Source organism: Thioalkalivibrio sp. ALJ21, from assembly GCF_000378605.1.
Classification (GTDB): Bacteria; Pseudomonadota; Gammaproteobacteria; order Ectothiorhodospirales; family Ectothiorhodospiraceae; genus Thioalkalivibrio.
Genome location: NZ_KB905157.1, coordinates 266,877 through 279,651 on the forward strand (window position 1 = coordinate 266,877; position 12,775 = coordinate 279,651).

The window sequence follows — 12,775 nt, forward strand, 5'->3', positions numbered from 1 at the left end:
GGGGGTGGCATGAGTTCTCCGGCACGGCCCGTTTTCCTGGATCTGCGCAAGATCCGACTTCCGCTGAATGCCGTGGTTTCCATCCTGCACCGTATTACCGGGATTCTCCTGATTCTCGCTATCCCCGTGCTGTTGTGGCTGCTGGATCGCTCGCTGGCGAGTCCGGAGGGCTTCGCTCAGGTGGTCGCGATTATCCGGCACCCGATCGGGCTGGCGCTGCTGCTGATCGGCCTGTGGTGGCTGCTGCATCACCTGTTCGCCGGGATACGCTATCTGCTGATGGAGTTCGGCATCGGGGAGGATCGGGCCGGTTCGCTGCGCACTGCGCGTGATGCCCTGTACGCCGCGATCTTCGCCACGCTCGCCGTCTGGCTGGGGTTGATCCTGTGAGGCTGCTGTCGGGGCAGGGCGCCTGGCTGCTGCAGCGGATCACGGCGGTGTATGTCGGGCTGTTCGTGATCGCGGCCCTGGGCTATTTCCTGATCGCCCCGCCGACGGATCACGCGGCCTGGGTAATGGTGATCGCGCACCCGGTCGTGGCGCTGGGCAGTGCGCTGTTTGTCGTGCTGCTGTTGCTGCATGCCTGGATCGGATTGCGCGATGTCCTGCTCGACTATGTGAAGCCACTGGCACTGCGCCTGACCATGCTGACCGTCGGCGCGGGCGCACTCATTCTTCTGGGCCTGTGGGCCCTCTACCTCCTGATTCGAACGGGGCTTGCATGAACCTGACCCGGCGCAAATTTGACGCGCTGATCATCGGCGCCGGCGGCGCGGGCCTGCGTGCCGCGCTGCAGCTGTCCAACGGCGATGCCAAGGTCGCGGTGGTCTCCAAGGTGTTTCCCACGCGCTCGCACACGGTGGCCGCGCAGGGCGGGGTGAATGCCGCGCTGGCGAACGTGCTGCCGGACTCCTGGCACTGGCACATGTTCGATACCGTGAAGGGGTCGGACTATCTGGGCGATCAGGACGCGATCGAGTACATGTGTCGCGCCGCATCCAAGGTGGTCTACGAGCTGGATCACTTCGGCGTGCCGTTCTCGCGCCTGGACAACGGCAATATCTACCAGCGTGCCTTCGGCGGGCAGAGCCAGAACTTCGGCCAGGACCAGGCGGCGCGTACCTGTGCGGCGGCCGACCGCACCGGGCACGCGATCCTGCACTCGCTGTACCAGCAGAACCTGCGCGCACGCACGCACTTTTTCGATGAGTACTTCGCGGTCGACCTGCTGCGCGACGAGCAGGGTTTCGTGCTCGGTGTGCTCGCCTTCGAGATCCTGACCGGCGAGCCGATCGTGATCGAGGCCAAGACCACGCTGATCGCCACCGGCGGGGCGGGTCAGTTGTTCCGCACCACCACCAACGCGCTGATCAACACCGGCGACGGCATGGCGATGGCCCTGCGCGCCGGGGTGCCGCTGGAGGATATGGAGTTCGTGCAGTTCCACCCGACCGGCATCGCCGGACGCGGGATGCTGATTACCGAGGGCGCGCGCGGCGAGGGCGGCTTCCTGGTCAACGCCGACGGCGAGCGTTTCATGGAGCGCTATGCCCCAAGGGCAAAGGACCTGGCCTCGCGCGACGTGGTCAGCCGCTCCATTGCCACCGAGGTGCGCGAAGGTCGTGGCTGCGGGCGTAACCGCGATCACGTGTTGCTGGACCTGCGCCACCTTGGCGCGGATGCGATTCGCCATCGGTTGCCGGGTATTCGCGAGGCGAGCATGACCTTCCTCGGCGTGGACCCGATCGAGGCCCCGATCCCGGTGTTCCCGACCTGCCACTACAGCATGGGCGGGATCCCGACCAATCGCTTCGGCCAGGTGGTGGCGCCGGTCAAGGACACCCCGGAGGACCCGGTGCCGGGGCTGTACGCGGCCGGGGAGGCCGCCTGTGTCTCCGTACACGGGGCCAACCGCCTGGGCGGCAACTCGCTGCTGGACATCCTGGTATTCGGACGTGCGGCGGCCAACCATATCCTCGAATACCTGCGCGAGAACCACTACCACCGGCCGCTGGACGAAACGGCGGTGGAGCAGGCGATGGCACGACTGACGCGCTGGGACCGCAAGGACCCGGGCGACGGCTCCTCCGAGCAGGTCGAACCGCTGAAGCGCGAACTGCGCAAGGTGATGGAGGACCACTGCTCGGTGTTCCGCACCGACGAGGTGATGCGCGAGGGGGTAGAGAAGGTCCGCGCACTGCGCGAGCGCCTGAACCACGCCGTGATCGCGGACCACTCGGCCACCTTCAACACCGCCCGGGTGGAGGCGATGGAGCTGGAGAACCTGATGGACTGCGCGATCGCGACCATCCGCTCCGCGCTGGGGCGCGAGGAGAGCCGCGGGGCGCATTCGCGTATCGACTTCCCCGATCGCGACGACCAGCACTGGCTCAAGCACAGCCTGTACTCGCTGGCGGACGACAGCCTCGACTACAAGCCGGTGCGCACCCAGCCGAACACCGTGCCCTCGTTTCCGCCGAAGGAGCGGGTCTATTGACGGCCGGTGCTGCTTCCAGGGAAGCCTCGCATCAGGTGGTGACTGTGAAAGCACCACGTTCGGTGCGTTTCGCGGGCCTCAACGCACCCTACGCACCCTGGGCTGTACACGGCAGGAAGCGACGATCGCAGTCGGCCCCCTAGCGCGATGATGGGCCGCCGGTGGCGCCACTGAAAGGAGAGACGATTGGAATTCTCGATCTACCGCTTCAACCCGGAGACGGACACGCTGCCGAAGATGCAGCGCTTCACCCTGCCCGACGACCAGGTCGAGCCGGGGATGATGCTGCTGGACGCACTGCTGTTGCTGAAGGAGCAGGACGATTCCCTGGGCTTTCGCCGCTCCTGCCAGCACGGGGTCTGCGGCTCCGACGGCATGAACATCAACGGCATGAACGGCCTGGCCTGCATCACGCCGCTCGCGGATCTGGAGGCGCCGGTCACGCTGCGCCCGTTCCCGGGGATGCCGGTGATCCGCGACCTGATCGTGGATATGGGCAACTTCTGGGACCAGTACCGCAAGGCCGAGCCCTGGCTGGTCAACGACAGCCCGGAGCCCGAGGTCGAGCGCAAGCAGAGCCCGGAGGATCGTGACCAGCTGGATGGTCTGTACGAATGCATCCTGTGCGGCTGCTGTTCCGCCGCCTGTCCGTCGTACTGGTGGAATCCGGACAAGTTCCTGGGGCCCGCCGCGCTGCTGCAGGCCGCGCGTTTCATCCAGGACAGCCGCGACGAGGCCACCGATCACCGCCTGGCACAGCTGGACGATGCCTGGAAGCTCTACCGCTGCCACACCATCATGAATTGCACCCAGGTCTGCCCCAAGGGCCTGAACCCGAGCCGGGCGATCGGCGATATCCGCCGTACCATGCTGAAGAAATCGCTTTGATGGAACCCGACAGCCGTACTCGCTGGCGCTGCCGCCGCGGCATGCTGGAGAACGACTGGCTGCTCGGGCAGTTTCTCGCGCAGGGATATGCGCAACTGGACCAGGAGGGTCGCGATGCCTTCGAGCGCCTGCTCGACTACCCCGACAATGTGCTGCTGGATGTGGTCATGGGTCGCCAGACCACGGTGGATGACGGGATAGCCCGGCTTGTCCCGGCGCTCCGTGCCGCCGCTGCGGCTGAGACTGCACCCTGACCCCGTTTTGCCACGGCTGGCGCTAGCCGGGCAGATCCTGCTGGTCCTCGCTGTCTCCGGATTTGTGCTGGTCTACAGCCCGTTGTGGATGCTGTTGCCGGTCTGGGGCCTGGCGACGATCGGCTGGTGGTGGCAGCGGCGCGATGCGGCACCGGACTGGGCCTGGCTGGGACAGACGCCGGAGGGGGATAGCTGGGTCGCGACCCGCGAGGGCCTGCGCCAGGAGCAGGTAACCTGGGTCGAGTTGCTGCCCGACAGCCGGGTCCTGGCCGGGACGGTTCTGCTGGTGCTGCGCGAACGGGACGGCAGGCGGCTGTGGCGGCTCTGGCTGCATGCCGCGCGCATGGATCGCGAGGACCTGCGCCGGCTGCGGGTCCGCCTGCGCTGGCCGCCGGTCGCGCCACCGGAATCCGGTTGGCGCGTGCGGCTTCGGGCCGGTCGGGAACGGGCCGTTGCTATACTGGCGCGAATGCGATCACGCGGAGGACCGACGATGGCGGGACCCGACAAGGCTCAGGTGATGGTGGATGTCTCCCACCTGCTGAGCGATGACCCGGATCATGTGTACAGTGAGGACGAACTGGACGCGATCGAGGAGCTCGATCCGGAGCTGGCGCTGCGCCTGGACCGGGCACAGACTTTCGCCGAGCGCGAGGCCTCCGATGTCCCGGCGGACGGGCCGATCGACGAGGACGCGGTGCGCGCGGCGATCGAGGAGGCACGGCGCATCCTGATGCAGGACGGCGGCGATATCGAGTTCGTGGAGCTCGACGGGCGCACCGTACGGGTGCGCTTGAAGGGGGCCTGCGTAGGCTGCCCGCGTTCGACGCTGGATCTGAAGAACGTGGTCGAGCGCCTGGTGCGCTCGCGCGCGCCGGGGGTTGCCAGCGTCGCGAATACCTTTTGACTCGACGGGCGTTCGCGCGCCGAGCGCCAGCAGGGAGTGCATGATGCAGCGGGCTTTCCGGATCCAGACTGAACTGCGGGAGATCCCGCGCCTGGCCGAGCAGGTGGAGGCCTTCTGCGAGGAGGCCGGCGTCTCGATGTCCTCGGTCTACCCGATCAATCTGGTGCTGGACGAGTGGCTGACCAATCTGATCACCTATGCCTTCGATGACGGCGCGGAACACACCATCGAGGTGGAGTTGCGCAAGGCGGATGACGGGCTGACGATTACCGTCACCGACGACGGCCAGGCCTTCAATCCGCTGACCGATGCCCCCGAGGCCCAGCTTGACGGCGATATTGATTCGCGCCAGGTCGGAGGCTTGGGGATTCACTTCATGAAGACGCTGATGGACGAGATCGACTATCGATCCGCCGATGGCGTCAACTGCCTGACCCTGCGCAAGCAGCCGGTCTGATCCGGTCGCGCCCGCGCGGTGGAGCGCGTGTGGGCGGGGCCGCTACTCAATAACAACGAAAAGGCAAGGCGCACCGATGCAAGTCAACGAAGAGACGATCGACGGCGTGCTGGTCGTCAGTCCGGCGGGCCGTCTGGACAGCAATACCTCGCCCGAATTCGAGGCCCATCTATTCCAGCGGATGGAAGATCACCCGTCGCTGGTCATCCGCTTTGGCGACGTCGACTACATCTCCAGCGCGGGGCTGCGCGTGATGCTGATGACCGCGAAGAAGGTCAAGCAGAACGGCGGGCGGCTGGTGCTGTGCGAGATCGGGGATCCGATTCGCGAGGTGTTCGAGATCAGCGGGTTCCTGACCATCCTCGAGGTGTGCGATGACCCCCGCGGGGCCGTGGAGCGCGTCAACGCCTGACAGGAATACCCGGCCCGGGAGCGGGCCGGGTGGCAGAGCGGATCGTTAATCCGCCGGGGGCATGTATTCGTGCCGGATGTGGTCGGGCTGCGCGGGCAGCTGGATTCCGGCCTCTTCCAGGGCCTCGGCCAGTTCCTCACACTCGTCCAGTTCATCGGCGCGCTTTTTCAGTGTGGCCAGGGCATCGGAGGCCTCCGCCTCCGGCATCGTGATCACCAGTTCGCCGTTTTCGGCCTTTTCCAGATGCATAATGTCCTCCTTGCGGGTTCCGTGTGTATACGAGCGGGCTCGCGTCAGTCCTCGATCGATGGCTGCTTGGGCGCGTGCTCGTCGAAGGCGTGCGGCGGCTGGCGGAATTCGTTCTCCAGCTCGTAGACACCCTGCTGCAGTACGGAGCCGAGTGCGCGGGCACCGTTGCTGATCTCGCCCTCGAGCTCGGTGATGTTCTCCGCGATGCTCTCGGCGGTCTTCTTGTCGATCTTCAGGGTCAGGATCCCGTCCTTCAGTGTGGCCTCCATGTCGTGCTCCTTGTCGTCAGGTGGATGACTGGTGGCCCGATCGGCCCGTCGGGCTGGCGGGTACTCAATTGATCTGCGTCAAGCCGCGTTTGTGTGGATTCCGGCATACTGCTGCGGCCGCGCGGCTCCTGTTGGTGGAGACAGCCCCTGGTTCGAGAGGGTTCCACCGGATGCTGCGGAATCCATCGCCGGCGGGCCACCCGTCACCGATCTCAACATTCTTCTGCTGCGGACGCTACCAATCACTGGCGGTCAATCCGTTCAGTGTCACCCGAGAGAGGCGAATCATTCCTTGAAAGCGTTGGCACAAACCAGGCGATCGCGGGCCCCCGAGTGGATTGCCGGGGCCTTTCTGCTGCTGGGAGTGCTGTGGGTCACCCTGTCCGATGTTGCCGTTGCCTGGTGGCTGGGCACCGAGATCGGCGATGCGCTGACCCTGGCCAATCTCGGCAAGGGCCTCGGATTCATCACTGTATCGGCTTTGGCCCTTTATCTGGCGATGCGCTGGAGCGCAGTCGGGCAACTGGATGGCGACCGAGCGCCATCGTTGATGTCCTCCATCCCGAAGCGTTTTGGCCCAAAGCGTTTTGGAGCGGGTGGCTGGACGGTGCTGGCCCTTGCTGTGGCCCTGTCCACCACCGGTATGGCGTTTGGTACCTGGCAGATCCAGGCGACCTCCGCGAAGGATCAGGCGCGTGAGGATCTGCGCCGATCCGCCTTTCTCAAGGGTGCCCTGCTGGACCGCTGGCTGGCGGAGCGCGAGGGCGATGCGATGGTGCTCGCCCAGGCGCGGGACTTCTCCGTCTTTGCGCGAACCGCGGTCTTGGTGCAGTCGCCGCTGGCGCTGGAACAGGTACGTCATCGCCTGGAGTTGATGCATGAGCGTTACGACTACGACGCCATTTCGCTGATCGACCGGGACTGGCGGCCCATTGTGGAGGTGGGGCATAACTCGCTGGACGATGTCGCGGTGGACAAGGCGGTCACGGAAGCCCTGGTCAGCGGTGAAGTGAGCGCCCCCTACCTGCATGCGAATGCCCGGGGCGAGGTGCGGATTAGCTGGGCGGTCCCGGTAGCGGACCGAGTCGATCCGGACGGCGAGTCAGTCGCCGTGGTCGTGCTGTCCTCCGGCATCGAGACGTTGCGTGCGCTGCTGACCGTAGGCGAGGAGGCGGGGACGGTCGATCCCCATGTGGTGGCCCGGGACGACACACGCTGGGCCACGATTGCACGAATCGAGGCACAGGGCGGCCATATCATCGATCCGCCGGAGGCCTTCGCGCGCTTGCGCCACGAGATTCTCGACCGTGAACGAGAGGGTGTGACGGTAGCGCTGTTCGATGATGCCGATGGCGGTTTTCTGGCGGGCGTCCAGCCGCTGTCGGCACCGGGATGGGACCTGATCCTCAAGCGCAATGTTGTGTCACTGGCGATCGCACCCCGCCAGCAGGCGCTCTGGATGGGGGCCGCCACACTGTTTGTCTGGTTGATTATGCTGGCGGCCGGTGGCCTGCTCTGGCGCCAGCAGTGGCTGCGCCACCATCTGGAACTGATGCATTCGCATGCCGAGCAGGACCGTCTGCTGCGACTGTACTTCGACATGCCGTTTCTGGGTATGGCGATCTCGTATCCGGGCGGCAGGGGCTGGGAGCGGGTCAATCCGTTCCTGGCACAGATGCTCGGCTACTCGCCGGAAGAACTGGTGCGGACCGACTGGGATCGTCTGGCCGTACCCGAGGATCGCGGCTGCGAAGCGCCGCTCGATGCGGCCATGCAGGCCGGCGAGCGCGACGGGTACAGCATTGAGAAGCGGCTGTTGAGACGGGATGGCCGGGTGCTCGTCGCGGACATCGATGTGAAATGCACGCGCACGGCCGATGGCGCCATCGATCGAGTAGTCGCCACCATCGAGGACATCACCGAACGCCGGGAGCAGGAGGAGCGCCGGCGGCTGGCGTCGGTGGTGTTCGAAAACACCCGCGAAGGCGTGGTGATTACCGACGCCACCGCCCACATCCTGTCGGTCAATCGCGCATTTACCGAGTTGATGGGATATACCCAGGACGAGGTGGTGGGACGCACGCCCAAGATGTTCCAGTCCGGGCGCCACGACCAGGCCTTCTACGCCAACATGCGGCGTCAGCTCGAGACCGAAGGGCACTGGCAGGGCGAGATATGGAACCGGCGCAAGACCGGCGAGATCTTCCCCGAACTGCAAAGCATCACGGCGGTGCGCGATGACCAGGGTCGCCTGACGCACTACGTCTCGGTGTTTGCGGATATCTCCCGCCTCAAGGCATCGGAGGCCGAGCTCGACTTTCTCGCGCACCACGACCCCCTGACCGAGCTGCCCAACCGCCGGTTGCTGCGTGCCCGTCTGGCGCAGGCGATCGCGCTGATGCGGCGGCGCAATGGTCTGCTGGCGGTGCTGATCATCGACGTCGACCGTTTCAAGGACATCAACGATTCAAGAGGGCATGCGGCGGGGGATCGCCTGCTGAAGATCGTCGCCGATCGCCTGCAGGCGGGGCGGCGGGGGACCGACACGGTCGCCCGCCTGGCCAGCGACGAGTTTGCCGTGCTGGCGGATAATCTGTCCCATGTGGACGATGCGGCACTGGTCGCCGAGGACATCCTGCGCGAAGTGGGACGCCCGGCGGATCTCGGCGATGGCGTCGAGATCGAGATCGCGGCGACGATCGGCATCGCCGTGTTCCCGGATCACGGGGCGGATGCCGAGACCCTGTTGCAGCAGGCCGGTACCGCGCTGTCGCGTGCCAAGGAAGATGGGCGTGGCGGCTATCGCTACTACTCGGATGCCTTTACCGAGGCGGCCCGCGAGCGCATCGACCTGAATGCACGGCTGCGGCGCGCGATCGAGCAGGACAGTCTCGAGGTTCACTACCAGCCGCAGTATCGCGTCAGTGATGGTGTGCTGATCGGGGCCGAGGCCCTGCTGCGCTGGACCGATCCCGAACTGGGGCCCGTATCGCCCGGCCGCTTCATCCCGGTGGCGGAGCAGACGGGCCTGATCGTGGAGCTGGGCGACTGGGTGCTGCGGCGCGTGCTGGCGCAGGGGCAGGCCTGGCGCGATGCCGGCTATCCGGCTGTACGCCTGGCGGTGAATGTCTCCGCACTCCAGTTTCAGCGGGTGGCGATCGACCAGCAGGTGGCCGATCTGCTGGAGGGGCATGGTTATCCGGCCAAGTATCTGGAGCTGGAGATCACCGAATCGGCGCTGATGTCGGACCCCGAACGCGCCCGGCGTATCCTCCAGCGGCTGCGCGAGCGGGGCGTGAGCTTTGCGGTGGACGATTTCGGGACCGGGTATTCGTCCATGGCCCAGCTCAAGCGCTTCCCGGTCGATACGCTGAAGGTCGACAAGAGTTTTGTGGACGGCCTGGCGGCGGGTGCGCACGATGCCGATGATCGCTCGATTGCGCGGGCGATCGTGGCGCTGGGACACGGGCTGGGCCTGAGCGTGCTGGCCGAGGGGGTGGAGACCCGCGAGCAGCTCGGCGCGCTGCGCGAGCTGGGCTGCGATCACTACCAGGGCTATCTGGCCAGCCGGCCGCTACCCGCCGAGCGCTTCGTCGAGCTGTTGGCCGAAGGGGTGGTGGCGAAAGAGTATTAGTCCGCGCGTGCCGAGTCGGCCAGGAATTCGCTGAAGTTGTCCAGCTCCTCGCGGATGGCCGCCGTCGCGCGGGCTTCCATCTCCCGGTAGCGGGCCAGTACCCGTTCGCCAAACTCCGTTACCCGTGCGCCGCCCCCGCCGGAGCCCCCCTTGGCCGTCTCGACCATGGGGTCACGGAAACTCTGGTTCATCGTCTCGACCAGATCCCAGGCGCGCCGATACGACATGCCGACACTGCGTGCCGCGGCCGAGATGGAACCCTTCTCGCGGATGGCCTCCAGCAGCATGGCCTTGCCCGGGCCCATGGCCGTGACCTCGCCGAGCAGCACGCGCAGGCGCGGGGTTTGCGGGTGATCGGAGTGGTGTGTCGTCATGCCTTGGGTGCCCCGGGTGGAACGGATATGGTGCCCGGAATGGGCATCGTCGCCAAGGCACGAACGGTAGGAGGCCAGCCCTCTGGCCGATTGGCCCTTTCCGGCGCCCAATCGGCCAGAGGGCTGGCCTCCTACCGGAAGATCAAAGCAGGGCCGGGGCGATGGGCCCCGGCCCGTGACTCAGGCCTTGCCCTGGAGCTGCGGGATCACGGCCTCGTTTTCGAGCGTCGAGGTGTCCGAGGTGATCTCCTCGCCCTTGGCGATGGAGCGCAGCAGGCGGCGCATGATCTTGCCGGAGCGGGTCTTCGGCAGACCGTCGGCGAAGCGGATGTCGTCCGGCTTGGCGATCGGGCCGATCTGGTCGGCCACCCAGTTGCGCAGGTCCTTGATCATCGCATCCGCCTCGTCGCCGGTCAGGCGGTCGCCCTTCAGGATCACGAAGGCCACGATGGCCTCGCCCTTCACGTCGTGCGGGCGCCCGACCACGGCGGCCTCGGCCACCTCGGCATGTGCGACCAGGGCCGATTCGACCTCCATGGTGCCCAGGCGATGGCCGGAGACGTTCAGCACGTCGTCGATGCGGCCCATGATCCAGAAGTTGCCTTCGGAATCGCGGCGCGCGGAGTCGCCGGCCAGGTAGTACTTGCCGTCGAACTTGGGCCAGTAGGTGTCCTTGTAACGTTGATCGTCGCCCCACACGGTGCGCAGCATCGACGGCCACGGCTTTTTGATCACCAGGTATCCGCCCTGATCGGCGGGCAGGCTGTTGCCATTCTCGTCCACCACGTCGGCGTCGATGCCGGGCAGGGCCTGGGTGCAGGACCCGGGCACCAGTGTGGTCGCGCCGGGGATCGGGGCGATCATGTTGGCGCCGGTCTCGGTCTGCCACCAGGTGTCGACCACCGGGCAGCGTTCGCCGCCGATCACGCGGTAGTACCACATCCAGGCCTCGGGATTGATCGGCTCGCCGACCGTCCCCAGCAGACGCAGCTTCGACAGGTCGTACTGGGCAGGGAAATCGTCGCCGGCCTTCATTAGCGCACGGATCGCGGTCGGCGCGGTATAGAAAACCGTCACGCCGTGGTCCTGGCACATCTTCCACCAGCGCCCGGCGTCGGGCACGGTCGGCACGCCCTCGTAGACAACCTGCGTCGCGCCGACCGCCAGCGGGCCGTAGGCGACGTAGGTATGGCCGGTGATCCAGCCGACATCGGCGGTGCACCAGTAGACGTCGTCACCCTGCAGGTCGAATACCCACTGGTTGGTGATGATCGCACCCAGCAGGTAGCCGGCACTGGAGTGCTGGATGCCCTTGGGCTTGCCAGTGGAGCCGGAGGTATAGAGCAGGAACAGCGGGTGCTCGGACTCGACCCATTCCGGTTCGCAGTCGACCGACTCGCCATCCACGGCGTCGTCCCACCAGATGTCGCGTTCGTCCTGCATGGTCACGTCGTTGCCGGCGCGCTTGCAGACGATGACCTTCTCGACGTCGGCCGGATTGGAGTCCAGCGCCTTGTCGACGTTGGCCTTGAGGGCTACGGTCTTGCCGCCGCGCACGCCACCATCCGCCGTGATGACCAGCTTTGCGCCGGAGTCGACGATGCGGTCACGCAGGGCATCGGCGGAGAAGCCCCCGAAGACCACCGAGTGGATCGCGCCGATGCGGGCGCAGGCCTGCATGGCGATCACGGCCTCGGCGTTCATCGGCATGTAGATAATCACCCGGTCGCCTTTCTCTACCCCCATGGTCTTGAGCGCGTTGGCGAGCTTCCCGACCTCGTTGTAGAGGTCGCGGTAGGTCAGGTTGCGGGTCTCGCCATTTTCCGCCTCGAAGATGATCGCGGTCTTGTTGCCGCGCACTTCAAGATGACGGTCGATGCAGTTGTAGGAGACGTTCATGCGCCCGTCGGCGAACCAGCGGTAGTGCGGTGCGTTCGAGCTGTCGAGGCCCTCGGTGAACTCGGTCTGCCAGTCGATCTTCTCGCGCGCGAGGTCACACCAGAAGCCCTCGTAGTCGGCGTCGGCCTTCTTGTGCAGGGCCTCGAGATCTTCGGGCTTCAGACGGGTGTTCTTCGTGAACTCCGCCGGCGGCGCGAAGTGACGGGTCTCGTGCAGCGTGGACTCGATGGTGTCGCTCATCAGGGCCTCCGTGATTCAGTTCGGGAATCGTGATCAATTCGTGGGCATTTTGGGAGCTGAGGATAGCATGTCGACCGCCGGGATCCGTGCTACCAGAGCCACCCAGGGCGGAACAGCACGCGCTCCAGCGGGACTCGTGCCTCCGGAGAAAGCTGGCTGACCAGGGCGGCGAACAGCTCGCCGGCGGCCAGGGCGTCGAACAGCGCGTCGTGTGCGCGGTACTGCGGCAGATTGTAGCGTCCGCGCAGGGTGTGAAGGCGCATGCCATCCGCCGGGATCGGGCGCCCCGCGCGCCGCAACTGGCGCTCCGCCAGGCGCAGGGTATCGACCACCGGGAGCGGGGGGCGCACGCCGTACAGGCGATGGCACGCCTCCTCCAGAAAGCCGAGCTCCAGTGCGGCGTGATGGGCGACCAGGACGCGCCCCTGAAGCGCCTCGAACAGGGCATCGAGGGCGCTGTCCACGGTGGTCCCGCCGGCCGCCTCGCGGTCGGTGATGCGGTGGATGACCGCGCTTTGTTCCGGCACCGGGCAATCCGCGCGTACGAGCCGCTGATCGGCGGTCGACAGGTCGATGCGTACACCGTCCATCGCCACCCAGCCGATGCTCAGGATCGCATCGTGCTCCGGGTCCAGCCCCGTGGTTTCGAGATCCACCGCGAGAAAGCGGCAGTCCGCCACCACGTGCCGGGCGGA

Annotated in this window: 14 protein-coding genes; 9 read left to right on the forward strand and 5 right to left on the reverse strand. The window is 66.3% G+C overall.

Annotation, left to right across the window (positions count from 1 at the left end):
• Positions 1-9 precede the first annotated feature (9 nt).
• The 8 genes from sdhC (at position 10) to F579_RS0112675 (ending at position 5,415) form a co-directional block, all read left to right on the forward strand.
• Entirely contained in the window at positions 10-390 is a 381-nt protein-coding gene (sdhC, locus tag F579_RS0112640; RefSeq protein ID WP_019025041.1) for a succinate dehydrogenase, cytochrome b556 subunit, read from the forward strand.
• Positions 387-725 carry a succinate dehydrogenase, hydrophobic membrane anchor protein gene (sdhD, locus tag F579_RS0112645; protein ID WP_019025042.1) on the forward strand — a complete coding sequence of 113 codons (339 nt, stop codon included), beginning with the start codon at positions 387-389 and terminating at the stop codon, positions 723-725. Before sdhC ends, sdhD begins: the two co-directional genes overlap by 4 nt.
• Positions 722-2,497, forward strand: coding sequence for a succinate dehydrogenase flavoprotein subunit (gene sdhA, locus F579_RS0112650; RefSeq protein WP_019025043.1), 1,776 nt, complete (start codon positions 722-724; stop codon positions 2,495-2,497). Before sdhD ends, sdhA begins: the two co-directional genes overlap by 4 nt.
• Positions 2,498-2,683: 186 nt before the next feature.
• Positions 2,684-3,385: a succinate dehydrogenase iron-sulfur subunit gene (locus tag F579_RS0112655; RefSeq protein WP_019025044.1), complete on the forward strand. Its 702-nt coding sequence runs from the start codon at positions 2,684-2,686 to the stop codon at positions 3,383-3,385.
• Positions 3,385-3,639, forward strand: a complete 255-nt coding sequence (locus tag F579_RS0112660) for a succinate dehydrogenase assembly factor 2 (protein ID WP_019025045.1) — start codon at positions 3,385-3,387, stop codon at positions 3,637-3,639. Before F579_RS0112655 ends, F579_RS0112660 begins: the two co-directional genes overlap by 1 nt.
• The gene (locus F579_RS0112665; RefSeq protein ID WP_026301107.1) at positions 3,593-4,546 is read left to right on the forward strand and encodes a NifU family protein; all 954 of its coding nucleotides are present in this window, start codon (positions 3,593-3,595) and stop codon (positions 4,544-4,546) included. The genes F579_RS0112660 and F579_RS0112665 overlap by 47 nt, the downstream gene beginning before the upstream one ends.
• A 43-nt stretch (positions 4,547-4,589) precedes the next feature.
• Positions 4,590-5,003 (forward strand): ATP-binding protein, encoded by a 414-nt coding sequence (locus F579_RS0112670; RefSeq protein WP_019025047.1) that lies wholly within the window; start codon positions 4,590-4,592, stop codon positions 5,001-5,003.
• 76 nt (positions 5,004-5,079) lie between these two features.
• Positions 5,080-5,415, forward strand: coding sequence for an STAS domain-containing protein (locus F579_RS0112675; RefSeq protein WP_019025048.1), 336 nt, complete (start codon positions 5,080-5,082; stop codon positions 5,413-5,415).
• A 45-nt stretch (positions 5,416-5,460) separates the two neighbouring features.
• Here the strand turns inward: F579_RS0112675 and F579_RS0112680 are convergent, their stop codons facing one another.
• Together F579_RS0112680 and F579_RS0112685 are read right to left on the reverse strand one after the other, a co-directional pair.
• Positions 5,461-5,664: a hypothetical protein gene (locus tag F579_RS0112680; RefSeq protein ID WP_012983238.1), complete on the reverse strand. Its 204-nt coding sequence runs from the start codon at positions 5,662-5,664 to the stop codon at positions 5,461-5,463.
• Between the two features lie 44 nt (positions 5,665-5,708).
• Complete coding sequence (locus tag F579_RS0112685; protein ID WP_012983237.1) at positions 5,709-5,933, reverse strand: hypothetical protein; 225 nt, start codon at positions 5,931-5,933, stop codon at positions 5,709-5,711.
• A 364-nt stretch (positions 5,934-6,297) separates the two neighbouring features.
• On the opposite strand from F579_RS0112685, the gene F579_RS0112690 reads away from it, so the two are divergent.
• Positions 6,298-9,567 carry a bifunctional diguanylate cyclase/phosphodiesterase gene (locus F579_RS0112690; RefSeq protein WP_019025049.1) on the forward strand — a complete coding sequence of 1,090 codons (3,270 nt, stop codon included), beginning with the start codon at positions 6,298-6,300 and terminating at the stop codon, positions 9,565-9,567.
• Here F579_RS0112690 and F579_RS0112695 read toward each other — a convergent pair.
• The 3 genes from F579_RS0112695 to F579_RS0112705 form a co-directional block, all read right to left on the reverse strand.
• Entirely contained in the window at positions 9,564-9,941 is a 378-nt protein-coding gene (locus F579_RS0112695) for a winged helix-turn-helix domain-containing protein (protein WP_019025050.1), read from the reverse strand. The genes F579_RS0112690 and F579_RS0112695 overlap by 4 nt on opposite strands.
• 180 nt (positions 9,942-10,121) lie before the next feature.
• Complete coding sequence (gene acs, locus F579_RS0112700) at positions 10,122-12,080, reverse strand: acetate--CoA ligase (protein ID WP_019025051.1); 1,959 nt, start codon at positions 12,078-12,080, stop codon at positions 10,122-10,124.
• A gap of 89 nt (positions 12,081-12,169) precedes the next feature.
• A complete protein-coding gene (locus F579_RS0112705) occupies positions 12,170-12,763 on the reverse strand; it encodes an exonuclease domain-containing protein (RefSeq protein WP_019025052.1) in 594 nt (197 codons plus the stop codon).
• Positions 12,764-12,775: the final 12 nt, after the last annotated feature.